Origin of the sequence: Microvirga lotononidis (genome assembly GCF_034627025.1) — a bacterium.
In the GTDB taxonomy this organism is placed as follows: Bacteria; Pseudomonadota; Alphaproteobacteria; order Rhizobiales; family Beijerinckiaceae; genus Microvirga; species Microvirga lotononidis.
Genome location: NZ_CP141048.1, coordinates 602,112 through 625,702 on the forward strand (window position 1 = coordinate 602,112; position 23,591 = coordinate 625,702).

Genomic DNA, 23,591 nt, shown 5'->3' on the forward strand with positions numbered 1-23,591 from the left:
ATTCCCTGCTCAGGCCTTGATCGATTATCGAGGCATCCGGGCGCCGGAATGACAGGCGCCCTTCAGACCATCAGACGAGATCTCCCATGCCCACCAATGCTCTTCGGGCCGACCATGCGAGCCCTGCCGCCGAAACGCGGCAGGCGACATTTTCCCCCAGCACCAGCTTACTGACGGTCGTCCCCTCGACCCGCCGGCACGCGCTTCTGCGATGGGCCACGCCGGTCGTCGCTCTCGCGGGATTCGCCGGATTGGCAGCCCTGCTCGTCAAGCTCCTGTCCGGCCTCGATGTCGCGGCCGTGGCTGCAAGCGCCCTCGGAACGCCCTCGTATCTCATCGGCCTCTCCCTCCTCTGCGCGGCCGTGAGCTATGCCGCTCTCGTCGGCTACGACGTTTTCGGCGTCCGCGCCGCGACCGCCAAGCCGGTGCCGTTGAAGACCATCGCCCTTGGATCGTTCACCAGCTACGCCATCGGCCACACTCTCGGCTTCCCCCTGGTGACGGCGGGCGCCGTGCGCTGGCGGATCTATGGCGGCGCCGGCCTGACCCTGGCCGAAGTCGCGAAGCTCACCGCCGTCGCCGCCATGACCCTTTGGGTCGGCATGGCGGGCGTTCTCGGGCTCAGCGCCATCTCCGAGCCGCAGGCCCTCGCCTCGCTGGATTACCTGCCGGCTGGCCTCAACCAAGGCATCGGGGCAGCCTTGCTGGTCGCTCTCGCGGCCTATTGGGCGTGGAGCCGCAAGGGGGGCCGAGAAATCGGACGGGGCGATATCCGGATCCGTCTTCCGGGCGGATCCGCCGCACTCGTCCAGATCGGTCTCGGCCTCACCGATATCTGCGCGGCAGCCGCTGCCCTATGGGTGCTCCTTCCCAGCGATCTCGGGATCGGGTTTCCGGCCTTCGCCGCCGTCTTCGCCAGCGCGATCCTGCTAGCCGTCGTCAGCCACGTCCCGGCCGGACTCGGCGCGTTCGAGGCGGCGATCCTGCTCGCTTTCCCGCAGGCGCCTACGGCCGAGCTTCTGTCCGCGATTCTCGTCTGGCGTCTGACCTACACGCTGATCCCGTTCCTGTTCGCCGTCGTGCTGTTCGCCGTCCACGAGATCAAGCGCTCGGATGCCCGGTTCTCTCAGGCGGTGCGGCGCGTCAGACGGGTCGTGCTGCCCTTCGTGCCCGCCGCGCTCGCCACGCTCACGTTCATCGGCGGCCTCGTGCTGCTCACCTCAGGCGCGCTCCCGAACGACTATTCCCGCGTGCGCGCCCTGCGGCACCTCGTGCCGCTGCCTTTCGCAGAGGTCTCGCATCTCGTCGGCAGCGCGGTCGGCGTCATGCTCCTCATCCTGTCGCGCGGCCTGATGCGTCGCCTGTCGAGCGCCTGGACGCTCTCCGTCGCACTGATCGGCGCGGGGATCGTCGTGTCGCTGGCCAAGGGCTTCGACTGGGAGGAAGCACTCGTTCTCTGCGCCGTTCTCAGCCTTCTCCTGACACACCGCTCCGCCTTCTACCGCAAGGCCGGGATCTTCGCGGAACCGCTGGAGCCGCGCTGGCTCGTGGCCATCGCCCTCATCGTCGGCTGTACTCTCTGGCTCGGCTTCACGGCGTTCCACGACGTCGATTACAGCCATGACCTGTGGTGGGAGTTCAACTGGCACGACGATGCATCCCGCTTCCTGCGCGGCAGCCTCGGCGCCATCATCATCGGGGCGGCCCTGTCGCTCTATGCGCTGATCCACCGTCAGCCCGGTCTGCACCGGGTCGATCCCGTCACGACCAATGCGATTACGCCCGCCCTGGCGCATGCTGAGCGGGCCGATGCGCATCTCGCCCTCCTGGAGGACAAGCGCTTCCTCTTCCATGAATCCGGCGAGGCCTTCCTGATGTACGCCGTGCGCGGCAAGAGCTGGATCGCCATGGGCGACCCCATCGGGAAGCCCGAGCACGCCGCCGACCTCATGTGGCAGTTCCTCGAAGAGGTCGATCGGCACGCGGGCTGGCCCGTGTTCTATCAGGTCAGCCCCACCCATCTGCCCCTTTACCTCGACGGCGGCCTGTCGCTCGTGAAGCTCGGCGAGGAAGCACATGTGGATCTCGATGCCTTCACGACCGAAGGCAAGGCCGGGAAGGACTGGCGCGCGGCGCTCAACCGCGCCAAACGCGAGAATTTGGAATTCGCGGTCCTTCCCGCCGCCGAGGTGCCCGCGCATCTCGCCGAACTCAAAGGTGTCTCCGACGCCTGGCTGGCGGAACGCGGTGCGGGCGAGAAGGGGTTCTCCATCGGCTTCTGGTCGGAGCGCTACCTGTCGCACTTCGATGTGGCGGTCATCCGCCGCGAGGGCAGCATCGTCGCCTTCGCCAATATCTGGTACGGCCAGCCCGGCGGCGAGATCACCGTCGATCTCATGCGCTACATGCCCGGCGTGTCCGGCATCATGGACCTGCTTTTCGTCAGCCTCATGCAGGAGGGAAAGGCCCGGGGCTACCGCTGGTTCAACCTCGGCATGGCGCCATTGTCCGGTCTGTCCGACCATCGACTCGCGCCAAACTGGCACAAGCTTGCAGCCTTCGTCGCCCGTAACGGCGAGCGGTTCTACGGCTTCAAGGGCTTAAGAGCCTACAAGGAAAAGTTCGGCCCGGTCTGGGAGCCGCGCTATCTCGCCAGCCCCGGCGGATGGGCGCTGCCCCAGATCCTGCTCGACGTGACGAACCTGATTTCGGGCACCCAGTCCAGAACCACCAGCAAGGGAGCCAGATCATGAAGCCCCTCAAGATCCTGACGGTTGTAGCGGCTCTCGCCGCCTTCGCGTCCGGCAGCATCCTCCTCGGCCGTTCGGCGTGGTCGGCGCTGACGCCGCCGACCATCGAAACGACGAAGATCGATATCGATGAATTCGGCTCCGTCGAGGTGGTGCGTGCCGAGAACCGCGATCCGCGTGGGTTGGTGATCCTGGTGGCGAACGAGACCGATGCGCAAACGCGCCGGCAGGACGCACTGGCGCTCGCGAAGGCCGACATGATCGCGGTGTCCTTCGACTTCGACGCGCTGCGCGCGGAATTGGCCAAGTCGCCTCCGACAGACGAGTGTCACTACATCTCGGACGATATGAAGGACCTGGCCCAGGCGGTGCAGCGCAAGCTCGGGCTCGGGCGATATTTCTTTCCCGTGATCGCCGGACGCGGCGACGGCGCGGCCTTCGCCTATGCGGCCTTGGCGCAGGCGCCCGTCAACACCCTGGGCGGCGCCATCGGGATCGGCTTCAAGCCCCTGCTGAAAACCGACCGGACCTATTGCTTCGATCCCAAGCTCGAGCCGGCGGGCGACGGATACTTTACCTTGCGCCGCATACCCGACCTGCCCGATCCATGGCGGGCCATTGCTCCGGAGCGCGAGCGTCAAGGCATCGAGACCTTCCAGGGAAGCGACGACGACGTGGCATTCGTGCTGGCCGAGGACGATGCCGCGACCCGTCAGGCCCTGGTCGACAACGCCGTCGAGCTGGGTAAGACCGGCGAGCGGGGCGCTTCGCAATTGCCTGTCTCGATCATCCGGCCCGAGGGCCCCGTGAAGGGACTGGCCGTGATCATCTCGGGAGACGGCGGCTGGCGGGATATCGACAAATCCATTGGCGAGTGGCTGTCGCAGAAAGGCGTCGCCGTCGTGGGACTGGATTCGCTGCGCTACTTCTGGTCCAAGAAGAGCCCAAAGGATGTGGCCTCCGACCTCGCCCTGCTCTTCGATCATTACGGTGCCGAATTCGGCACCAACCATTACGCGATCGTCGGCTTCTCGTTCGGATCCGACATCATGCCCGACGTGTGGCCCGAACTGCCGAAAGCCGTCAAGGATCACGTCAACGTCGTGTCGCTTCTGGCCCTCGGTACCAATGCCGATTTCGAGGTGACCGTGGAAGGCTTCATCGGCGCACCCTCCGCCGAGAGCCGGCCCCTGGCTCCTCTCCTGCATCAACTGCCTCTCGACAGGACCCAGTGCATCTACGGCCGCGAGGAAGCCGATGACAACGAAACCTCCTGCACGGCACCCGAACTCGGCGGCGCGCAGCGCGTCGCCCTGGAGGGCGGGCATCATTTCGATGGGGATTACGGCAAGGCCGCAGAGGCGATCTGGACGCGGATGAAACCTACGCCTTGAAAGCTGTCATGATGGGCAGGCTCCCTTGCCCATCATGACGATCCCTCCGGCGCGAAGAAGCAGATGATCGCCCGGGTGGCGGGCTCTTCGCAGAGGTGGAACTTGGCGTCGGGAGACGTTTTGGCATAGTCCCGGCCGATGAGCCGCCCGTCCCAGAGCCTCCAGCCCTCGGGCGTCTCCGTCACGGTCTCGCCCCGGTCCTCCCTCAGCTCGCGGCAATCCTGATCGCTGCAGCACCAAATCGGGTACCAGCTATGCGCCAGGGCCGGCGCGCTGAGGAGCCAGCCCGCAATCATCAAGATCGTTCGCTGCCGGCCGATGGCCATCCAGGACAAGCCTTTCCCGGGGATCTGCCCCGATCGACAAGCTTATCCTTGAAAGTGGCGCGCAATACAGCGCGCGTCCAGCCCTGCCCGGGAGCATTACGCCTTGGTCTGGAGGTACGGCTCGACCTTGCCCTTGAGCTTGATGGTCATGGGATTGCCGAACCGGTCCTTGGCATTGCCAGCCGTCACGCGGACCCAGCCCTCGCTGACGCAGTACTCGTCTACGTTGGTCTTCTCGGTCCCGTTGAAGCGGATCCCCACCCCTTTGGCGAGCAACTCCTCGTTGTAAAAAGGGCTGTCCGGGTTCGAGGACAAGCGGTCGGGAAGCGTATCGGTCATGCGAAGTTTTCTCCGGACTGGGTCATAAGGGGCGGCAACCTACTCGCTCGGGACGGGAAAGCCAATTCCGGCCCCTTGACGTGACAAGCCCGTTAGGATGTCCTACTTTCGTTGAATGACTTAAAGGTAACAATAATCCGCCAAGAAGCGGAGCAGTTTAGGGAGATGGCGTTGTCCGCAGCGACAGATGGGATTCACACGGATTTTTCCGAAGGCATGAGTTATGGGGATTATCTCCGGCTCGACACTCTCCTCTCCGCCCAAACTCCCCTGACGGCCGAGCATGACGAGCTTCTCTTCATCACCATCCATCAGGTGATGGAGCTCTGGCTGAAGCTCCTGAACCGGGAGCTCGATACGGCGCTCGCCCATATCCGATCCGACGAACTCCAGCCCGCGTTCAAATGCACCGCGCGGATCAACCGCATTCAGGAGCAGCTGATCCAGGCCTGGACCGTGCTCTCCACCATGACGCCCTCCGATTATCTGAGCTTCCGGCCGGCGCTCGGCAAATCCTCCGGTTTCCAGTCCTGGCAGTACCGCCTGGTGGAGTTCAAGCTCGGCGCCAAGGATGCCATCAAAATGGCGCCCCACCGCCACCGGAGCGATCTGGCGGAGCAGCTCGACGCCGCCTACCGGGCACCGAGCCTCTACGACGAGGCTCTCCGCCTCCTGGCCCGGCGCGGCTATGCGATACCGGCCGAGGTGCTCGATCGCGACGTGACGCAGCCCTACACCGCGCATCCGGGCGTCGAAGCCGTCTGGGAAGAGATCTACCGCCATTCGGGCGAGCATTTCGATCTCTATGAGCTCGCCGAGGAGCTGGTGGATCTGGAGGATGCCTTTCAGCAGTGGCGCTTCCGGCACATGAAGACAGTGGAGCGCATCATCGGCATGCGCAGCGGCACGGGAGGCAGCACCGGAGTGACCTATCTGCGCAAGGCGCTGGAGCGTTACTTCTTCCCCGAACTCTGGTCCGTTCGCGGCAAGCTTTGACGAAGGAGATGCGCCATGCTTGACCTTCGCTCGCATTTCTCCCGCTTCCTCAACACCGAGCCGGACCGCCTGCATTTCGCCGCCCATAGCCATCATCCCTGGCCGGACGTGACGCGCGATGCGCAACTCCAGGCCTGGGACGACGCGGCACGGCTCATCGACGACAAGTGGGAACATGTCCTCGGCCCCGTCCTCGCCGAGTATCGCGGCCATGTGGCCGGACACCTCAATCTGCCGGACCCGTCCACCATCGCGATTGCACCCAACACGCACGAATTCCTGAAGCGCATCCTCTCCTGCTTCCCCACCGACCAGCCGATCCGCATCCTGACGTCGGACGGCGAGTTTCACTCCTTCGCGCGCCAGATCGCGCGCCTGGAAGAAGAGCGGGTCGTTGCCGTCACGCGCGTACCGGCGGAGCCCTTCGAGACCTTCGAGGATCGCTTCTACGCAGCCGCGCAGGAGGGCTACGATCTCGTTTTCGTAAGCCAAGTCTTCTTCAATTCGGGCTTTGCGCTCGACGGACGCCACCTTGCGGAATGCAATCGCGACGGCGCGATGATCGTGATCGACGGCTATCACGGCTTCATGGCGCGGCCGACCGATCTCGGCAGCATCGCGGAACGCGTGTTCTACATCGCCGGAGGCTACAAATATGCAATGGCCGGCGAAGGCGCATGCTTCATGCACTGCCCGCCCGGTTGGGGCCCACGTCCGCGCGACACGGGCTGGTACGCGGCTTTCGGCAACCTCACGAACGCGCAGAGCGGACAGGTCGGCTACAGCCAGGACGGCTGGCGCTTCATGGGCTCGACGTTCGATCCTTCGGGTCTTTACCGCTTCAACGCGGTGATGCGCTGGCTTGCCGAGGAAGGCATCACGCCCGGCATCATCCACGCTCATGCCAAGGCTTTGCAGCAGCATTTCCTGCGCGGCATCGGCGGTTCCGCCCTGTTCGAGCAGGCCTCGCTCGTGGTGCCGGCCGACGAAATGCGGCGCGGCAATTTCCTCACCTTCCAAGCCCCCGAAGCTCAATCGATCTATCGCGATCTCGCGGAGCTGCGCGTGGTCACCGACGTGCGTGGACAACGCCTGCGGATCGGTTTCGGCATCTACCAGACGGAAGAGGAAGTGGATGATCTCGTGCGCCGCATCGACGAGGCGGGTGCGCTCGAATCCGTCCCCGTCAGCACATCCTCGGCGGCATGAGCATCAAAACAGCGAGCGGGGCAGTCCAAGGCTGCTCCGCTAAAGCATCGAACGCAAAAGTGGGAACCGGTTTTGCGTGGAAAGATGAGTCAAACCAAAAGGTGAGAGCATCGGAAGCGAGTTCGATTTCACGTCCGATGCTCTAACCCGCACGCACCTGCCAGGCGAGATAGGCGATTGCAGTGCCGACGCTGATCAGGTTGAGCCCGAGCAGGAAACCCAATAGCCATACGGACGTCACCGGCAGATTGGCCCAGAGGACGAGGGACAACACGATCCCGACCATGCCGCTTCCCAGCACCCAGCCCCAATTGGGAAAGGGCCGGATCGTCAGGGCGAAGACGACTTTCGAAATCCCCTCGATCATGAAGAACACGATCAGGAGGAGCGTGATCGTCGCCAGGCCCTGGGCAGGATCGCGCAGGAACAGGAAGCCGATCAGCACGGCGAGGCAGATGGAGATCAGCTGCAGCCAGAAATGCGGCACGTGCCGTGCACTGATGAGGCTGAGCGCCTGCACGAAGCCGCTGATCACCAGGAGCCAGCCGAGAAGAACGATGACGGCCGTTGAGGAGAAGACGGGATAGATGATCGCCAGGAAACCGGCGGCGATCAGCAGAACGCCCTCGACGAGATACCACAATGAATAACGCTTGACCGCATCCCGCATCGCCTCGCGGAAGACTTCCGCCGCGGCGTCCAACGACATCGCCATCGTACCCTCCGGACCCTTGCAGAGGATCTTACGCTGCCGGGGCGGCCGACGCTATACCCTCACCCGGACTAGGAGCATGCGCTTTCGACAGGGCGGCCTGAAGCTTTGCCTCCTGCTCCGGCGACAGGGAGGAGCGGATGATGCGTCCCTTGAACCCCGACAGCTCGGCCAGAACCTTCTCGGGCTGAGACTTCCGGATCAGCAGGAACAAGGCGGACGTGTCGGGCTGAAGGGTATTGCCGATGGATTGAATGAACTCGTCGTTGATGCCGTAGTCGATCAGGCTGCCGGACAAGGCTCCGGAGCCGGCTCCCACGGCGCCGCCGATGGCGAGGCCCGCGAGCGGGTTGAGGAACAGGAGCCCGATAAGGCTGCCCCACAGCGCACCGGACAGGCCGCCCGAGGTTGCCCCGAGGCGCACGAGATTCATGCTCTGCTTGATGCGCACGGCCCCGTCGGCCCCGCGAATGGCCACGACCGCATCTTCCAGATCGATGAGGTATTCCTTCTGCATCCGTGTCAATTCGGTCAGAACGCGGTCCGCATCGTTCTGGTTGTCGAATCCAACGACCACGAGTTCGGACATGGTACGCCCTCCTCCTGTTGCGCCATCACGGGAAGGGTAATGTGCAACGCTGACAGGTCCATCGGGTGTAACCCGGATCCGGCCCGAGAATTGTCATGAGGCCTGGGTGAAAAATCCAGCCATGGCTCCGCTTCCGTCCCCTGGCGATGAGCGGCTTGCGAGGCGTCAGCGAAGCGGCTGGGCGTCGCTGCGCTTGGCGACGCTTCCCGAGGCCTTGGCCTCCATTCGAGCGGGAGCCTGGCGGCCGCACTTGAACGGGCGCAGGTCGGCGGCGGGCATCGGTGCCGTGGCCCTCATCGTGCGCAGATTGCCGACGGGATGCCCGCCTTCCGACAGGCCGTTGTCGAGCATGCCCCGCATCACCAGGGTGCGCGTGGCCGCAGAGGGCGCTCCGAGGACGACGCCGATGACGCGACGGTTCCCGCGAAGCGCCGAAACGGCCACGTTGAACCCGGACGCGCAGACATAACCGGTCTTCGACGCTTCGAGCCCCGCATATTCCTCCACCAACTTGTTGGTGTTCTTCAGCATCCGCCCGTTGACCGTCACGGCCGGCGTCCTGAGGAGGTCGAGGTAATCGGCATGATAGCTCAGGAGCACCAGCATCAGCAGCGCCATGTCCCTGGCATTGGTCACCTGCCGGTCGTCGTGCAGGCCGGTCGGGTTGACGAACCGGGTTCCGGTCATGCCGAGGCGCCTCGCCTCAGCGTTCATCGCCGCGACGAAGGCCTCTTCGCTGCCGCCGATGGCCTCCGCGATCGCCATCGAGACGTCGTTGGCGCTCTTGACCATGATGACGGTGAGCGCATCCTCGAGCCGCAGAGACGTGCCCGGAGGAACGCCGAGCTTCGTCGGAGCCTGAGAGACCGCCTTCGGGCTCAGGACGATGGACGTGTCCATGCTGGCCCGGCCCTCCTGGACGGCCGTGAGCGCAAGGTGCGCCGTCATCATTTTCGTGAGCGATGCCGGATGCCAGGAGCGGGTCGCCTCCTGGGCGGCGAGAACATCGCCGGTCGAGGCATCCACCAGCAGCATGGGAGAGGCGCCGACGGAGATCGGCGTCAGGAGAAGGCCGGCAGCCAGAAGGATCGAGAGCGGCTTCATGGCGGGATCGTTGCCCGAACCGCGGCCTTATGCAAGCACCCGACGGCCAAAACAGCGCCGCTCTACCCCTTTGGGGCCGGCGAACGCGGTTCAGACGCGATGCCCGCGCCCGTCAGACCGCCGTTTCCGCCAGCAAGACGACAATCCCGAGCGCAACCAGGATGATGCTGGGCCAGTGATGTTTGGGATGCAGCCCCCAGGCCCGCTCCCTCGGCTCGAGCGTCGCGCCGGCTCCCGTCGGGTCCATGCGGTGCGGGTCGCTCAGACGCCCCTTCCAGAGCACCTGGCCCGCCGCGAGCACGATCCCGGCGACGATGAGAAGCGCGCCGATCCAGATGAGGATCATGCCCAAATGCATGAGGCCCTCCAATGAGCTGCGACCGTGAGAAGAATAACACAGGGGCCGGGGAGAACCCAGGGGTTGGACGCACCCTCAGACCGCCTGTCCGGCGCACCAGCCTGACGACCAGGCCCACTGGAAATTATAGCCGCCGAGCCAGCCCGTGACGTCCACAACCTCGCCGATGAAGTAGAGGCCGGGCACTGTCTTGGCTTCCATGGTCCTGGAATCGAGCTCGCGGGTATCGACGCCGCCGAGCGTCACCTCGGCGGTGCGGTAACCTTCCGACCCGGCCGGCTTGAAGCGCCAGCCGTTCACGGTCTCGTCGATGGCGCGAAGCCTCTTGTCGGAATAGTCGGCGAGATTGGCGGGCCCCTTCTCCGTCTCGGCGACTAGCTGCGCCAGACGCTTCGGCAGGAAGGCCGACAAAGCGGTCTGCAAGGCCTGCCGCCCATTCTGGGCGCGGGCGGCGCGCAGCTCCTCGAACAGATTCACGCCGGGCAGCATGGAGAGCACGATCTCGTCTCCCTCGCGCCAATAGGACGAGATCTGCAGGATCGCGGGACCGCTCAGGCCGCGATGGGTGAAAAGCATGGCCTCGGCAAACGACGTCTTCCGGCAGCTCGCCACGGCATCGACCGACACGCCCGCCAGGGGCGTGAGGCGCTCGAGCATCGTCGGCTCCAGGGTCAGTGGAACCAGCGCCGGCCGCGTCTCGACGATCTTCAATCCGAATTGCTGCGCGAGATCATAGCCGAATCCGGTCGCGCCCATCTTGGGAATGGACTTTCCGCCTGTCGCCACGACGAGGGACCGACACCGAACGGAACCGTGCGAAAGCTTGAGCGCAAAGCCTTCGGAGGTCTTCTCCACGGTTTCGACCGAAGTCGAGAGACGAAGCTCCACATCGGCCTGCCTCATTTCGCTCAAGAGCAGGTCGATGATCTGCTTCGACGAGCCGTCGCAGAAGAGCTGCCCCAGGGTCTTTTCGTGATAGGCAATGCCGTAGCGCTCCACGAGGGCGATGAAGTCGCGTTGTGTGTAGCGGCGCAGGGCCGAAATGGCGAAGCTCGGATTCTGTGAGATGAAGTTGGCGGGGGCCGCGTTGAGATTGGTGAAATTGCAGCGTCCGCCGCCGGAAATGCGGATCTTCTCACCGGGCTTGGCGGCATGATCGACGACCAGCACGGAACGGCCGCGCTTGCCGGCCTCCGCCGCAGACATCATCCCGGCGGCACCGGCGCCGATCACCACAACGTCGAAGAGATCCAAGTGAGGTCTTCCTGAGAAATTCTTGGCGCCTCGCGCGCAGACGCATGGCGGGTTCAAAGTGAGCTCGATACGGGCCGTTCGTAGTAAACCCATCCGCAAGGTGCAAGTACCGGCCCATGGCCTCGCCACATCATGGCCGGGACGAGCCCGACGACGACATGTGTGAAAGTGTCATCCGTCAGACCACGCGCACCCGCCAATATTTGCACCGCGCTGCCTCCGGCAATTGAAGCGGTTCGGCCAGGGGTGTACCATCGGCGCCTTAAAGCAACTGCGCATCCCGAAGCGACGGTGTGTCAGTTCAGCCGCCCTCCCGGCATGCGAGCGTCCTCGTCTCACAGGAGGTTGTCATGACGATCGCGCCTACCCTTCAGCGCTACATGTCCGATCAGAATATCAGCTACGACCTGATCCAACACGATCCGGCAATGACTTCACTGGGCACGGCTCAGGCGGGGCACGTGCCGGGCGACCGGATGGCCAAGGGCATCATGCTCAGCGACGGGCGGAATTACATGCTCGCGGTTCTGCCGGCCTCGCATCACCTGCGCCTGTCCGACCTCAAGTCGGAACTTGGCCAGGAGCTGCGCCTGGCCTCCGAAGATGAGATCGTCACCGTGTTCCGCGATTGCGACCGCGGCGCCATTCCGCCCGTCGGCACATGCTACGGCCTCGACGTGATCGTCGAGAACAGCATGGAACGCCAGCCCGACATCTATTTCGAAGGCGGAGACCATGCCACGCTGGTTCATGTGAAAGGCGACGATTTCGCGCGTCTCAACCCACGCGCTCAGCACGGCACGTTCAGCGAACGGATGTAGCCTCGCTAAACACGTGAGATCCGATGCTGACCTGCTCGAAGCAGGTCAGCTCGGCCTTCGTTCGAAACCGTGATAAGGCTCATTCCTGCAGGCTTCCATTGAAGCCCTGTACCTGCCGACCTGTCATTCCGGGTGATCCCTCGCCTTATGCTTCATCTTGCCGAATACGGCGCCCTGTTCGCCGCGGCCTTCCTCTCGGCCACCCTGTTCCCGTTCCAGTCGGAAGCCGTGCTCTTCGCCATGCTCGTGGCCGAACGTTACCCATGGTGGCTTCTCGTTGTCGTGGCGAGCGCGGGCAACATCCTCGGCTCCGTCGTGAACTGGTACCTGGGCCGGTTCTTCGCCCATTTCGAGGATCGCCGCTGGTTTCCGGTCAAGCGCAAGCAGATGGCGAGGGCCGAGGCCTGGTATCACCGCTACGGACGCTGGACCCTGCTGCTGAGCTGGATGCCGATCATCGGCGATCCGCTGACCCTGGTGGCCGGCGTGATGCGGGAGCCGCTGCGGATCTTCATCCCTCTCGTGGCGCTCGCCAAGACGGGGCGGTATCTGGCGGTAGCGGGGCTCAGTCTCGGATGGGTTTGAATAAGCGCGCCCGAAATGACCGAGAGTTTTCAAGGCCCCTGTAGACTGGCCCAGATCTCCTCCAGATGCCTCGGCCCGAGCACGGCCCCGGAGGCGGCACGGATCACGGCCTCCATGCCGGCAGGCGGCTCGTTGTTCATGGCCCAGTGAACGGCCTCGCGGAGCGAGGCGAACTCCCTTACGTCGCTCGGATGCCCCTGGCCGGCCGTTCCGATCGGCTCATATTGCAGATGGGCCGGGGCATCCAGTTCGGCTTTGGTGAGCATGGCGTTGTCCTGCCTTTTCAGGGGGATTCGAGCAGGACAACGTTCTGCGAGCTCAAGGCGTTGCAGCCCGGTGCTCTTCCCGGGCCGCTTCCCAGACCTCACGCGCGGCATCGGCGTTCATGGCCGCGATGGCAAGGCCGACGATCAGGTCCGGCCAGGCCGAGAGTGTCCCTGCCGTCACCAGCCCGGCCCCGATGATGGCGATATTGGCGGCAGCGTCGTTGCGGGCCGACAGGAAGGCCGCCTTCGTCAGACTGCCGCTGTGGTGGCGATACCGCGCGAGAAGGAAGGCGCAGAAGACATTGACGATCAGGGCTCCCGTTCCCGCGAGGGAAAGCGATACCGGATCCGGTGCCACCGGCTGCCAGAACTTGTCCCAGGCCGTCCAGAGGGTCGCCAAGCCCGGCACCAGGATGATGCCGGCGAGCGCCATTCCGACCCTGGCCTGCGTCCGCGCGCCCCAGCCGAGGGCTGCGAGGATAAGGAGGTTGATCGAAGCATCCTCCAGGAAGTCGACGCTGTCGGCGAACAGGGACACCGAGCCGATGGCCAGCGCGACGGCAAACTCGATGCCGAAATAGCCCAGGTTCAAGGCCGCCACGATGGCGACGACACGGCGCAGGTCCTGGCTTGAACGCGTCTGAGTCACGGGATTTCCACTCCTTAATGCCCCTCCCTAGCCTGGACGGGCCCGCAATTCCATTGCGGCAAAGCAGGCGCGACCACAAGGAATGGCAATTTTTCTTGCAAGTTGCGCAATTTCAGCCGAACAAGACCCCAAAGTTCAGCGCATCGTGCGGAAAAGTGGACCCGGTTTTCTGCACTCAACGATGCGCCACTGAGGGATCGAACATCGGATCAATCCCAAAAGTGGACACCACTTTTGGGTCCGATGCTCTAGGGGAAACCATGCCAGCCTATCGTTCTCGCACCACCACCCACGGCCGCAACATGGCGGGAGCCCGCGGCCTCTGGCGGGCCACGGGCATGAAGGATTCCGATTTCGGCAAGCCGATCATCGCCGTCGTGAACTCCTTCACCCAGTTCGTGCCCGGCCACGTCCACCTGAAGGACCTCGGCCAGCTGGTCGCGCGGGAGATCGAGAAGGCGGGTGGCGTCGCCAAGGAATTCAACACCATCGCGGTCGACGACGGCATCGCCATGGGCCATGACGGCATGCTCTACTCCCTGCCCTCGCGGGAGCTGATCGCCGATTCCGTGGAATACATGGTCAACGCCCATTGCGCCGACGCCATGGTGTGCATCTCCAACTGCGACAAGATCACCCCCGGCATGCTGATGGCCGCCCTGCGGCTCAATATTCCCGTGGTCTTCGTGTCCGGCGGACCGATGGAAGCGGGCAAGGTCGTGCTCAACGGCGTGACCAAGAAGCTCGACCTGGTGGACGCCATGGTGGCAGCCGCCGACGACAAGGTGGCGGACGAGGACATCAAGGTCATCGAGCGCTCCGCCTGCCCGACCTGCGGCTCCTGCTCGGGCATGTTCACGGCCAATTCCATGAACTGCCTCACCGAGGCTCTGGGCCTGTCGCTCCCGGGCAACGGCTCGACGCTCGCCACCCACGCCGACCGCCGCCGCCTCTTCGTGGAGGCCGGCCACCTGATCGTCGATCTCGCCCGCCGCCACTACGAGCAGGACGACGCGAGCGTGCTGCCGCGCTCCATCGCGTCCTTCGCGGCCTTCGAGAACGCCATGACCCTGGACATCGCCATGGGCGGGTCGAGCAACACGGTGCTGCACCTCCTGGCCGCCGCCCATGAGGCGGAAGTCGACTTCACCATGGCGGACATCGACCGCCTGTCGCGCCGTGTGCCGGTGCTGTGCAAGGTTGCTCCCGCCGTGGCGAACGTGCACATGGAAGACGTGCACCGCGCCGGCGGCATCATGGGCATCCTGGGCGAGCTCGACCGGGCGGGCCTCATCGACACCTCCGTCCCGACGGTCCATTCCGACACCATGAAGTCGGCCCTGGACCGGTGGGATGTGCGCCGCACCAACAGCCATGCCGTGCATGAATTCTTCAGCGCCGCTCCCGGCGGCGTGCCGACGCAGGTCGCCTTCAGCCAGGAAAGCCGCTACGACAGCGTGGACACGGACCGCACCGCCGGCACGATCCGCGACGCGGAGCATGCCTTCTCGAAGGATGGGGGCTTGGCCGTCCTGTCCGGCAACCTCGCCCTCGACGGCTGCATCGTGAAGACTGCGGGCGTGGACGAGAGCATCCTGGTATTCTCCGGCCCTGCCATCGTGTTCGAGAGCCAGGACGATGCCGTAAGCGGCATTCTCAACGGCAAGGTGAAGGCCGGGGACGTGGTGGTCATCCGCTACGAGGGCCCGCGCGGCGGGCCGGGCATGCAGGAGATGCTCTATCCCACGAGCTACCTGAAGTCGAAGGGCCTCGGCAAGGCCTGCGCGCTCATCACCGACGGGCGCTTCTCCGGCGGCACGTCGGGCCTGTCCATCGGGCACGTCTCGCCGGAAGCGGCGGAAGGCGGCACGATCGGCCTCGTGCGCGACGGCGACCGGATCGAGATCGACATCCCGAACCGCCGCATCAGCCTCGCCGTGGACGAGGCGGAGCTGGAGCGTCGCCGTGCCGAACAGCAGGCCAAGGGCTGGCAACCGGCCGCACCGCGCAAGCGCAAGGTCTCGGCGGCCCTCAGGGCCTATGCCATGCTGGCCACCAGTGCTGCCAAAGGCGCAGTCCGGCAGATCTGACCCTTTCTGGTCCTAACGAACAGGCGGCTTCGGCGGGACATCTCGTCTCCCCGGAGCCGCCTGGCCTTGACGAAACACTGTGTCTGGAGTCCTTTCGGAAAAAGGCCCAAATCAGCCTCAGGATTCTTGATGACCCGTTTCGCCTTGACCGCCAGCCTCCTTCTCCTTGCCGGGCCTGGCTTCGCCCAGGACGCCCCGGACGGTCAGGCTCTTCAGCTGACTGTGCGCCCCTCCGGCTTCGACGCCGAGGCCAACGAGGCGACGGAGCGGCAGCAGCGGCTGCTCAAGCGGCTGGAGCAGAGCAACCATATGATGCGCTCGATCTGCATCAATTGCGGCGACAGCTGGAAGCATCAGATCTACGCCCCCTTCAACCCCCTCGCCGCCCTGGGCGGCCGCTCGGAGCAGCCTTCGGAAGAAGCCGGTAACTAAGCCGACAAACAGACCTGTGGCTGTATATTCCACGTATTGAGAAGGTATTTCCAAGCCCCTATATTTAGAGGGGTGAGGACGACCTCACACCTTCATGACACCGGTAGGGACGGCCCTGCCAATGACGGAGGTCCTGTCATGGCATGGACTTTGCTCGCCCTTGCCGGGCTGTTCGAGATCGGCTGGGCGATCGGCCTGAAATACACAGACGGCTTCACCCGCCCCGGCCCGTCGGTTCTCACCGCCCTGAGCATGATCGTCAGCGTCGTCCTGCTCGGACTGGCGCTGAAGACCCTACCCGTGGGTACGGGTTATGCGGTCTGGACCGGGATCGGGACGGTCGGCACGGCTCTGTTGGGGATCTATCTCTTCGGCGAGCCCGCAACGGCGATGCGCCTCGTCTGCATCGGCCTGATCGTGTCCGGTATCCTTGGCCTCAAGTTAGCCTCAGGCTAGCCGCGGCAGTTATGGTTGGGGGGTCATGACTGCAATCGTTCACACGAAGCCGAAATCCGCGGCACGAGGGCTAAAAGCCTTCGTCGTCGTGGTATGCCTCGTGATCCTCGGGCTGGGGGGCTGGCGCGACTGGAGCGACCGCGAGCAGGAGATCGCCCGGATCAACGCGGAGATCCTCAATCTCGCCAAATCCCTGGTCCAGCACGCGGAAGACACCTTCGAGGTGGCGGATGCTCTTCTGGTGGACGTGGTGGATCGGGTCGAATCCGGTGGCATGCAGTCCAACGCGGTCAAGAGGATGGACACCTTCCTCGTGGACCGGGTCCAGTCGCTTCCTCGCATCAAATCCCTCTCCGTCTACGAGGACGACGGCTTTCTCCTGTCCAGCTCGTTGCCGGGGCATCGTGGAAAGGTCAACGCCGAAAAGCAGGCCTTCTTTCAGCACCACAGGAATTCGACCGACAAGGATTGGTTCTTCGGCCCCCTGATCCGTGATCCGCTCGGCGGCGATTGGGTGCTCACCCTGTCCCGCCGCATCGACAAGCCGGACGGCAGCTTCGGCGGCGTCGTTCAGGCCAGCATCCCGCCCCGGTACTTCGCCAATTTCTTCGGCCGCTTCGATGTCGGCCGGCAGGGCAGCATCACGCTCATCTACAAGGACGGGACGCTCCTCTCGCGCTATCCCTACATCGAGCGCGCCATCGGAACCGACATCTCGAAGGAACCGCAGTTCCTTGAAAGGAGAGGCTCCGGCGCCTACGAGTACGTCTCCCCGATCGACGGGGTGACGCGCATGGGCGGCTATTACCGCAATCCCATGGTCCCCGTCGGAGTCCTCGCCTCGGTCGGTCAGGACGAGGCGATGGCGAGCTGGAACCGGGAATTCGTGTTCCGCACGGTGGTCATGAGCGTTCTCGTCGCCATCATCGCCACCCTCGGCTGGATCCTGTCCGCGGAGCTGCGCCGACGCGAGGAAGCGGAGGTCGAACTCTCCGTGCTCGCCGCCACGGACGGCCTGACGGGCCTCGCCAACCGGCGCATGTTCGACAGGCAGCTCGAGGCGGCATGGCTCCGGGCCGCGCGGGAAAAATCTCCCGTGTCGCTGCTCCTCGTCGATGTGGATCAGTTCAAGGCCTACAACGACATCTACGGCCACCAGGCCGGCGACGAGTGCCTGCGCACCATTGCCGTTGCGATCGCAGGAGCGGCCCGCAGGCCGGGCGACCTGGCGGCACGATATGGCGGCGAGGAACTCGTGGTTCTCCTGCCGGATCTCGACGCGGCCGGCGCAGCCGCCATCGCCGAGGAGATCCGCGATAAGGTCGAGACGCTGCGGTTGCGGCACGAGGCGAATGTCCCGTCGCGGACCCTGACCGTCAGCATCGGCAGCGCGACCCGGATCCCGAGCCTGGACCGCTCCCGCCACGGCCCCGAGGACCTGATCACCCTTGCCGACGCCGCCCTCTACCGGGCCAAACAGGACGGCCGCAACCGCGTCGCGACCGCGAAGGCCGCCTGACCCGGCAATGCCCCGATCGCCTCAGATCACGAAGAACTCGGATGCCTTGAGGACGGGCTTGTTGGAAAACTTGGCGATCTCCATCCGGCCGCCTGCGGCACTTCCGTTGGCATCGTAATAGAGCACGCCCTTGCCCTTGTCGTAGATGATGTAATCGTCCTTGTCCTGCTGTTGAGTGCTCAGCTTGAAGTGCTTGGCCTTGAGCATCTTCGGCAGCGCCGCTGTGCCAGGCCCGAGTTTTGTGAAGACGGCATTGTCGAGATAGATGGAATCCTGCTTCACGTTGTAGTCCTTGACGGTATCGTAGTTCGTCCTCCTGTGAGGCTTGACGTCGAAGACGAAGACGTCGTTGCCGGCTCCGCCGGAGAGCGTGTCGTTGCCCGCACCGCCATTGAGCCTGTCGTCGCCGGCGCCGCCGGAGAAGACGTCGTTGCCGCTGCCGCCGACCAGGATGTCATGGCCGGAGGTGCCCGTCGCGGTCTCACCGATCCAGTCGTTCACCTGAATGGTGAACTCCTTCACCGATGTCAGAACGCCGTCGCTGACCTCGACCTTGATCACGTGCGACCGCGCCTGCTCGTAGTCGAGCAGTGCTCCGCCGGCCACCACGATAGATCTGCCGTCCTGTCCGATGGCGAAGCGGCCGCCTGCATTGTCGAGCAGCTTGTAAGTGAGAGTTCTGCCTTCAGGATCCACAGCCGACAGATCGCCGACCTTCGTCCCCGTTGCCGCAACCTCACGCACGGAAGTCCCGGCGAGATTGAGATTGTCCGGTGTTTCATCGAGGTCGCTCACCTGGATGGTGAACTCCTTCACCTCCGTCAGAGCGCCATCGCTGACTTCGACCTTGATCACGTGCGACCGGGCGCGTTCATAATCGAGCAGCGCACCATTCGCGACCACGATGGACGTGCCGTCCCGGCCGATGGCGAAGCGGCCGCCCGCATCGTTGAGCAACCGGAAGGTCAGGATCGTCCCCGGTTCATCCGTCGCGGACAGATCGCCGACCTTGGTGCCCGTCGCGGAGACCTCGCGGATCGAATGGCCCGTGAAATCGAGGTTCGTTGGAGCCGTGTTGGGATCGTCCGGTGTCTCGTCGGCGGAAAGATTGACGGTGAGTTGCGTCGCCAACTCTCGATTCCCGACATCGCGCAGGGACACATGGATGGTGCGAGTGTCACCCTCCTCACCCGAGCTTCTGCTGTAGGTCAATGCGTGAAGAACTTGTTGAACGCGTTCGGTCGTGGCCTGATCGTCGAAAGCGAAACCCACAAGAGAGGAACCCAGTCCGGATACGGACCCGATCTTCCGGCCGGCAACGAAGACATCTCTTACAGACCCTTGGGCAGAGACCGTCACCTCACCCGACTGATCGACATTGATGACGTCGTGCTCATCGGCCTCGTCGACTCGTAACACCAGCGACTTCAGGAGACCGCTGTCCACACTGAGGGCGGAATCCTGCGCCGTGTCCAGGAACACGGCAGTGCCGATTTCCGCCGCAATCGGCGCCTCGCCAAATCTCACAAGGTTCGGAGCGCCGTGAATCGACTCAACCTCGTTTCCGTCCTGATCAAAAGTGACGATTCTTTCGATGCCCTGACGGTGGAGGAGAAGTCGATCGAGAGCGGTCAAGGTGCCGGTCTCGAGGATCAGGCTGTCATTGGCCGTATCATAGCCATGGACCAGCTGCGCGATCTCCAGATTGCCGACGGTGATCGTGGCGCCATCGGTCTTGAGATGAATGTCGAAGCTGGAGATCGTTTTGCCCGTCAGGTCGATATTAGAGCCCTGGAGATAGAGCCTGTCGCTCCCTCCTTGGCCGTCGATCCGCACGACATCAGCCAGCTGATCAGCTCTCAAGGTCACGTAATCGACATCTGCCGTTCCCAGAATCGTCTCGGTATTGTCGAGCCCTGCCATCAGGTGCAGATCAAAAGCGCCGCCGCCGGTCAGCGTCAGGGTGTCGTTGCCGTCGCCACCGTTCAGGCTGTCTCCCGCGCCGATCAGGCTCCTGCTGGCATTGAATGTGTCGTCCTGTGCCGTCCCGATGATGTTGTCCCCGATGTGGAGATCGACGAAAGCGGAATCCTCGCCAGCGTCGGTCAGGTAGACGTCGATGCCGCGCCCAGCACTGAAGCCGATCTCTTGCGACAAATCTCTGTAAGTCAGGGCCCTGATGAGCGTTTGAACCAAGGCCGCCGTCGCATCGTCATTGAATTCGAAACCGATGCCGGATTCCCAGACATAGCCGATAAATCCGATCTCGATTCCGGCTACCACGACCGGCTTGCCCTCGCCCAGACCGTCAGGAAGCTCCACCTGGCCGGCTTCGGTCCGAATTCCAAATGCTGCCGGTGGTCCCCAGGTGACAACGTCCAGGTAGAGCAAGGGGTGATCCCCCGCCACGACTTCCGCGTTTTGTCCCTGGTCGATCAGAACGTCCGCCCCGGGCTCTCTCAAAATATTGTCGCCGTCGAGATTCCGAATTTCAAGATTAGCCATCGCGCCCCCCGCACGCCCTCGAGGCAGACCGGACACGGCCAATCCCAGGACCCTGGGGCGACAATAAATCAATTGTTATGTAATAACAATAATTTGCTGTACTCTTCCCCTTGTTGCGCGGCAAGGTCCCGAACCAGCGCCGCAACTGTGGATACTGACTGAAGGGAAGTGCCCTTGCCGCCCGAGGCAAGCACCAGGCCGTCATTTCTGGGCGAGACATGGCGGAGGGCGAGAATTCATGGCGCCGGGCCATGGTGCGCATCCCCTTTCCCGCTTCGTGCGGCGGGGATGACATGCACTGCTTCATGGCCGGCCTTGTGCCGTCCATCTCGATACGGTGAGGGATGGAGCCTCGATCAATCGAGATCACCGGCACGAGGCCGGTGATGACAGGAAACGTGTCGCTTCACTTCCGGAACAATGCATTGTTCGGCGTGGACCGGAGGAAGCAACTAGCACTTCAGAACGCGGTTTCCTTGAAAGCCGGAAGCACGGAGCCGCCCCATGGCCCTTCGAAGAGCGCCAGCAACCGCTCGGCCTGCGTGCGGCCCGAGGCGACGATCTCTTCCGCGTAGGTGAGATGCCGGGTCTCGTCGCGTCCTGCTCCGTCGAGATATCCGCGCCGCTTGAGGCCCTCATGCGAGAGCGCCAGCGCATCGCGCGCGACGTCCTGCACGGACCGTCCTGCGATGCTCGCCTTCAAGGCCTGTTTCGGCACGTCGGCGCGCAGCTGCTCACGCTCCTGCGCGGTCCATGTCTTCACCAGCTCCCATGCTCCGTCGAGCGCCGCCTCATCGTAGAGCAGGCCGGTCCAGAACGCCGAGAGAGCGACGATGTGTTCGACATTGCCGACGTCCGCGCCACGCATTTCGAGATAGCGCTTCAGGCGCACCTCCGGGAACACGGTGGAAACGTGGTTTGCCCAGTCGGATTGGGTGGCGCGCTCGCCCGGCAATTGCGAGAGCTTGCCGGCGAACAGGTCGCGGAAGGAGGAACCCGCCACGTCGTGATAGGTCGCGTCGCGCTTGACGAAATACAGGGGCACGTCGAGCACCCAGTCCACGTAGCGCTCGTAGCCGAAGCCGTCCTCGAAGGCGAAGGCCATCATGCCCGTGCGGTCGCGATCCGTGTCGCGCCAGATCTGCGAGCGCATGGAGAGATAGCCATTCGGCTTGCCATCGGTGAAGGGCGAGTTGGCGAAGATCGCGGTTGCGATGGGCTGGAGCGCGAGCGATACGCGCAGCTTCTTCACCATGTCGGCTTCGGACGCGTAGTCCATGTTCACCTGCACGGTGGACGTGCGGTACATCATGTCGAGGCCGAGCGAGCCTACCTTCGGCATGTAGTTCGTCATGATGCGGTAACGCGCCTTGGGCATCACCGGGGTCTCGGCGCGCGTCCAGAGGGGGCTCATGCCGAGGGTGAGGAAGCCGAGGCCGAGCCCCTCCCCGACCGCCTTCGCGTCGGCGATATGCTGCGCCGTCTCGCGGGCGGTTTCGTGCAGCGTCCTGAGCGGAGCCCCGGACAGTTCGAACTGTCCGCCAGGCTCGAGCGAAATCGCTCCGCCGCCCACGTCGTCGGCAAGGCCGATGGGCTGGCCGTCCTCCAGGATCGGCGCCCAGCCGGTGCGCGCCTGCAGCCCCTCGAGGAGCGCGCGGATGCCCTCGGCCCCATCGTACGGAACGGGGGCGGCATCGGCCGTGTAGAACGGAATCTTCTCGTGTTCGGTGCCGAGCCGCCAAGCATCCCGCGGCTTCTCGCCGGAGGCGATCCAATCCACGAGCTCCGACCGCGCACCAATGGGGGTCGTATCGGATACGTCCCGCGCCATGCATCACCTCATCAAAAAGCGCGTTCAAGGCGCGCCGACTCAGGGTCGGGACTCAATAAGGGGCTTAAGGCCAAGGCGCAATGAGGGACCAAAGCACAAAACGACGAGGGCGCCGCCGCCCTCGCCGAAGCACCGGGTCCCGAAGGCTTGCGCCTCCTCCGAGATCCATTTGATCCGCTAGTGCCGGATCGCCGTCTCCCCCATCGTCTCCGCGCTGAGCCAGTCGACCACGCCGGCAAGGGCATCGCGGTTCGACAGGCCGCGACCGACCGCTTCCGTATAGAGCGTCAGCTGCTGGTCGGCGCTGGTGCCGCGGGCGACGATCCAGCGCGCGAGATCGAGCTCCCGCTGGCAGCCGAGGGCCTTGGCGTCGTCGGCCACGAGGTCGAGGGTCTCCTCGAGGAGTTCCCGCACGGGCTTGGCGGTGCGCGTCTTCTCGTCCACGAAGCTGCCGTGGATGCCGTAGCGCTGGGCCCGCCAGCCGTTCTCGTCGTTGATGGCCCGCGAGGCGCCCGTCTGCCCGGCGTTGAGCGTGGTGTCGAGGCTCAAGTGGCGCACGAGGCAGCGGTAGAGGGCGGCGATCGCGATGGTGTCGTCGAGGCGCGTGCAGCTGTCGGCAACCCGCAGCTCGAGGGTCGGGTGCTTGAGCGACGGCCGGATCACCCACCAGACGTAGGTGGAATTTTCGATGGCGCGTGCGGTCACGAGGGTGTCGATGTAGCGCTGATAGTCCTGCTCGTTCTCGAACAGGTCCGGCAGGCCCGTGCGCGGCAGCTCGCGATAGGCGGCGAGCCGGTAGCCCAGAAGGCCCGTGCGCTGCGCCTGCCAGAACGGCGAGGAGGTCGAGAGCGCGAGCAGCAGCGGCAGGTAGGGCTGAATCCGGTTCATGATATCGACGCGCATGCCGAGATCCGGCACTTCCACATGCACATGCATGCCGCACAGGACGTTCCGGCTGCCGAGCATCTGCAGGTCGTGCATGACCTTCCCGTAGCGCGGCTGCGCCGTGGGACGGATTCGCGTCCAGACGGCGAGCGGATGGGTGCCGGAAGCCATGATGGACAGGTCGAACTCGCGCGCGACAGCCCCCACGGAGGAGCGAAGTCCGGCGAGCTGCGTGCGCGCCTCGGAAAATTCCAGCACGGGCTTGGTGGCAATCTCGATCTGCGGCTCGAGCATTTCGGGGTGGATGTCGCCGGACACCTTGTCCCGGCAGGCTGCAAAGAACTCCTTGATCTTCCCCTTGGCGATATCCCGTCTCGGCGCATCGTTGACGAAGTACTCTTCCTCGATGCCGAACTTGAAATCCCAGCTCATTTCCTTGGTATCCTCAATTCTTATCTTATTCAGAAATGATCTTCGCACGTGCGGATCGGCCTGCGTCGACCCGGCCCAAACTCCGGCGC

General features: G+C 64.3%; 22 protein-coding genes. 10 read left to right on the forward strand and 12 right to left on the reverse strand.

Translation table 11 applies throughout. From position 1 onward, the window contains the following. Positions 1-86: 86 nt before the first annotated feature. Together mprF and U0023_RS02670 are read left to right on the forward strand one after the other, a co-directional pair. Positions 87-2,753 (forward strand): bifunctional lysylphosphatidylglycerol flippase/synthetase MprF, encoded by a 2,667-nt coding sequence (gene mprF / locus U0023_RS02665; protein ID WP_009763894.1) that lies wholly within the window; start codon positions 87-89, stop codon positions 2,751-2,753. Then, positions 2,750-4,144: a virulence factor family protein gene (locus U0023_RS02670; RefSeq protein ID WP_009763893.1), complete on the forward strand. Its 1,395-nt coding sequence runs from the start codon at positions 2,750-2,752 to the stop codon at positions 4,142-4,144. The genes mprF and U0023_RS02670 overlap by 4 nt, the downstream gene beginning before the upstream one ends. A 32-nt stretch (positions 4,145-4,176) precedes the next feature. Here the strand turns inward: U0023_RS02670 and U0023_RS02675 are convergent, their stop codons facing one another. Both U0023_RS02675 and U0023_RS02680 read right to left on the reverse strand, forming a co-directional pair. After that, a complete protein-coding gene (locus tag U0023_RS02675; RefSeq protein ID WP_009763892.1) occupies positions 4,177-4,470 on the reverse strand; it encodes a hypothetical protein in 294 nt (97 codons plus the stop codon). Positions 4,471-4,566: 96 nt separating this feature from the next. Next, positions 4,567-4,809 (reverse strand): DUF3297 family protein, encoded by a 243-nt coding sequence (locus U0023_RS02680; RefSeq protein ID WP_009763891.1) that lies wholly within the window; start codon positions 4,807-4,809, stop codon positions 4,567-4,569. A gap of 165 nt (positions 4,810-4,974) precedes the next feature. Between U0023_RS02680 and kynA the strand changes: the two genes are divergently transcribed. Next, a complete protein-coding gene (gene kynA, locus U0023_RS02685; protein WP_009763890.1) occupies positions 4,975-5,805 on the forward strand; it encodes a tryptophan 2,3-dioxygenase in 831 nt (276 codons plus the stop codon). 15 nt (positions 5,806-5,820) lie between these two features. Beyond that, positions 5,821-7,014 carry an aminotransferase class V-fold PLP-dependent enzyme gene (locus tag U0023_RS02690; protein WP_009763889.1) on the forward strand — a complete coding sequence of 398 codons (1,194 nt, stop codon included), beginning with the start codon at positions 5,821-5,823 and terminating at the stop codon, positions 7,012-7,014. Positions 7,015-7,156: 142 nt separating this feature from the next. Here the strand turns inward: U0023_RS02690 and U0023_RS02695 are convergent, their stop codons facing one another. From U0023_RS02695 to U0023_RS02715, 5 genes are all read right to left on the reverse strand, one after another. Beyond that, on the reverse strand, positions 7,157-7,729 hold the full coding sequence (locus U0023_RS02695) for an HdeD family acid-resistance protein (protein ID WP_009763888.1): 573 nt from the start codon (positions 7,727-7,729) through the stop codon (positions 7,157-7,159). A 28-nt stretch (positions 7,730-7,757) separates the two neighbouring features. Beyond that, positions 7,758-8,315: a DUF1269 domain-containing protein gene (locus U0023_RS02700; protein ID WP_009763887.1), complete on the reverse strand. Its 558-nt coding sequence runs from the start codon at positions 8,313-8,315 to the stop codon at positions 7,758-7,760. 165 nt (positions 8,316-8,480) lie between these two features. Further along, complete coding sequence (locus U0023_RS02705; protein WP_009763886.1) at positions 8,481-9,419, reverse strand: D-alanyl-D-alanine carboxypeptidase family protein; 939 nt, start codon at positions 9,417-9,419, stop codon at positions 8,481-8,483. 112 nt (positions 9,420-9,531) lie between these two features. Then, complete coding sequence (locus U0023_RS02710; protein WP_009763885.1) at positions 9,532-9,777, reverse strand: hypothetical protein; 246 nt, start codon at positions 9,775-9,777, stop codon at positions 9,532-9,534. Between the two features lie 75 nt (positions 9,778-9,852). Beyond that, the gene (locus tag U0023_RS02715) at positions 9,853-11,031 is read right to left on the reverse strand and encodes a BaiN/RdsA family NAD(P)/FAD-dependent oxidoreductase (RefSeq protein WP_009763884.1); all 1,179 of its coding nucleotides are present in this window, start codon (positions 11,029-11,031) and stop codon (positions 9,853-9,855) included. A gap of 350 nt (positions 11,032-11,381) precedes the next feature. Between U0023_RS02715 and U0023_RS02720 the strand changes: the two genes are divergently transcribed. Together U0023_RS02720 and U0023_RS02725 are read left to right on the forward strand one after the other, a co-directional pair. Beyond that, positions 11,382-11,852 carry an aminoacyl-tRNA deacylase gene (locus U0023_RS02720; RefSeq protein ID WP_009763883.1) on the forward strand — a complete coding sequence of 157 codons (471 nt, stop codon included), beginning with the start codon at positions 11,382-11,384 and terminating at the stop codon, positions 11,850-11,852. Positions 11,853-11,999: 147 nt separating this feature from the next. After that, complete coding sequence (locus U0023_RS02725; RefSeq protein ID WP_009763882.1) at positions 12,000-12,437, forward strand: YqaA family protein; 438 nt, start codon at positions 12,000-12,002, stop codon at positions 12,435-12,437. A 29-nt stretch (positions 12,438-12,466) separates the two neighbouring features. Here the strand turns inward: U0023_RS02725 and U0023_RS02730 are convergent, their stop codons facing one another. After that, entirely contained in the window at positions 12,467-12,703 is a 237-nt protein-coding gene (locus U0023_RS02730) for a hypothetical protein (RefSeq protein ID WP_009763881.1), read from the reverse strand. A gap of 52 nt (positions 12,704-12,755) precedes the next feature. Next, positions 12,756-13,352, reverse strand: a complete 597-nt coding sequence (locus tag U0023_RS02735; protein ID WP_009763880.1) for a cation transporter — start codon at positions 13,350-13,352, stop codon at positions 12,756-12,758. A 260-nt stretch (positions 13,353-13,612) separates the two neighbouring features. Here U0023_RS02735 and ilvD point away from each other — a divergent pair, with 260 nt between their 5' ends. The 4 genes from ilvD (at position 13,613) to U0023_RS02755 (ending at position 17,849) form a co-directional block, all read left to right on the forward strand. Next, positions 13,613-15,442: a dihydroxy-acid dehydratase gene (ilvD, locus tag U0023_RS02740; RefSeq protein WP_009763879.1), complete on the forward strand. Its 1,830-nt coding sequence runs from the start codon at positions 13,613-13,615 to the stop codon at positions 15,440-15,442. 129 nt (positions 15,443-15,571) lie between these two features. Next, entirely contained in the window at positions 15,572-15,874 is a 303-nt protein-coding gene (locus tag U0023_RS02745) for a hypothetical protein (protein WP_009763878.1), read from the forward strand. Between the two features lie 138 nt (positions 15,875-16,012). Continuing rightward, positions 16,013-16,330: a quaternary ammonium compound efflux SMR transporter SugE gene (gene sugE / locus U0023_RS02750; RefSeq protein WP_009763877.1), complete on the forward strand. Its 318-nt coding sequence runs from the start codon at positions 16,013-16,015 to the stop codon at positions 16,328-16,330. 25 nt (positions 16,331-16,355) lie between these two features. Continuing rightward, on the forward strand, positions 16,356-17,849 hold the full coding sequence (locus tag U0023_RS02755; protein WP_009763876.1) for a sensor domain-containing diguanylate cyclase: 1,494 nt from the start codon (positions 16,356-16,358) through the stop codon (positions 17,847-17,849). 21 nt (positions 17,850-17,870) lie between these two features. Here the strand turns inward: U0023_RS02755 and U0023_RS02760 are convergent, their stop codons facing one another. The 3 genes from U0023_RS02760 to U0023_RS02770 all read right to left on the reverse strand — a co-directional run bounded on the left by U0023_RS02760 (position 17,871) and on the right by U0023_RS02770 (position 23,502). Beyond that, positions 17,871-20,354 carry a cadherin domain-containing protein gene (locus U0023_RS02760; RefSeq protein ID WP_009763875.1) on the reverse strand — a complete coding sequence of 828 codons (2,484 nt, stop codon included), beginning with the start codon at positions 20,352-20,354 and terminating at the stop codon, positions 17,871-17,873. A 460-nt stretch (positions 20,355-20,814) separates the two neighbouring features. Then, entirely contained in the window at positions 20,815-22,185 is a 1,371-nt protein-coding gene (locus U0023_RS02765) for a glutamate--cysteine ligase (RefSeq protein ID WP_009763874.1), read from the reverse strand. A gap of 177 nt (positions 22,186-22,362) precedes the next feature. Further along, positions 22,363-23,502 carry a carboxylate-amine ligase gene (locus U0023_RS02770; protein ID WP_009763873.1) on the reverse strand — a complete coding sequence of 380 codons (1,140 nt, stop codon included), beginning with the start codon at positions 23,500-23,502 and terminating at the stop codon, positions 22,363-22,365. Between the last annotated feature and the right edge of the window lie 89 nt (positions 23,503-23,591).

Excerpts from the sequence above, each read along its gene's own strand:
- mprF (WP_009763894.1), top strand. The coding sequence starts at position 87 with ATGCCCACCAATGCTCTTCGGGCCGACCATGCGAGCCCTGCCGCCGAA.
- U0023_RS02670 (WP_009763893.1), top strand. The coding sequence starts at position 2,750 with ATGAAGCCCCTCAAGATCCTGACGGTTGTAGCGGCTCTCGCCGCCTTC.
- U0023_RS02675 (WP_009763892.1), bottom strand. The coding sequence starts at position 4,470 with ATGGCCATCGGCCGGCAGCGAACGATCTTGATGATTGCGGGCTGGCTC.
- U0023_RS02680 (WP_009763891.1), bottom strand. The coding sequence starts at position 4,809 with ATGACCGATACGCTTCCCGACCGCTTGTCCTCGAACCCGGACAGCCCT.
- kynA (WP_009763890.1), top strand. The coding sequence starts at position 4,975 with ATGGCGTTGTCCGCAGCGACAGATGGGATTCACACGGATTTTTCCGAA.
- U0023_RS02690 (WP_009763889.1), top strand. The coding sequence starts at position 5,821 with ATGCTTGACCTTCGCTCGCATTTCTCCCGCTTCCTCAACACCGAGCCG.
- U0023_RS02695 (WP_009763888.1), bottom strand. The coding sequence starts at position 7,729 with ATGGCGATGTCGTTGGACGCCGCGGCGGAAGTCTTCCGCGAGGCGATG.
- U0023_RS02700 (WP_009763887.1), bottom strand. The coding sequence starts at position 8,315 with ATGTCCGAACTCGTGGTCGTTGGATTCGACAACCAGAACGATGCGGAC.
- U0023_RS02705 (WP_009763886.1), bottom strand. The coding sequence starts at position 9,419 with ATGAAGCCGCTCTCGATCCTTCTGGCTGCCGGCCTTCTCCTGACGCCG.
- U0023_RS02710 (WP_009763885.1), bottom strand. The coding sequence starts at position 9,777 with ATGCATTTGGGCATGATCCTCATCTGGATCGGCGCGCTTCTCATCGTC.
- U0023_RS02720 (WP_009763883.1), top strand. The coding sequence starts at position 11,382 with ATGACGATCGCGCCTACCCTTCAGCGCTACATGTCCGATCAGAATATC.
- U0023_RS02725 (WP_009763882.1), top strand. The coding sequence starts at position 12,000 with ATGCTTCATCTTGCCGAATACGGCGCCCTGTTCGCCGCGGCCTTCCTC.
- U0023_RS02730 (WP_009763881.1), bottom strand. The coding sequence starts at position 12,703 with ATGCTCACCAAAGCCGAACTGGATGCCCCGGCCCATCTGCAATATGAG.
- ilvD (WP_009763879.1), top strand. The coding sequence starts at position 13,613 with ATGCCAGCCTATCGTTCTCGCACCACCACCCACGGCCGCAACATGGCG.
- U0023_RS02745 (WP_009763878.1), top strand. The coding sequence starts at position 15,572 with ATGACCCGTTTCGCCTTGACCGCCAGCCTCCTTCTCCTTGCCGGGCCT.
- sugE (WP_009763877.1), top strand. The coding sequence starts at position 16,013 with ATGGCATGGACTTTGCTCGCCCTTGCCGGGCTGTTCGAGATCGGCTGG.
- U0023_RS02755 (WP_009763876.1), top strand. The coding sequence starts at position 16,356 with ATGACTGCAATCGTTCACACGAAGCCGAAATCCGCGGCACGAGGGCTA.
- U0023_RS02760 (WP_009763875.1), bottom strand. The coding sequence starts at position 20,354 with ATGGCTAATCTTGAAATTCGGAATCTCGACGGCGACAATATTTTGAGA.
- U0023_RS02765 (WP_009763874.1), bottom strand. The coding sequence starts at position 22,185 with ATGGCGCGGGACGTATCCGATACGACCCCCATTGGTGCGCGGTCGGAG.
- U0023_RS02770 (WP_009763873.1), bottom strand. The coding sequence starts at position 23,502 with ATGAGCTGGGATTTCAAGTTCGGCATCGAGGAAGAGTACTTCGTCAAC.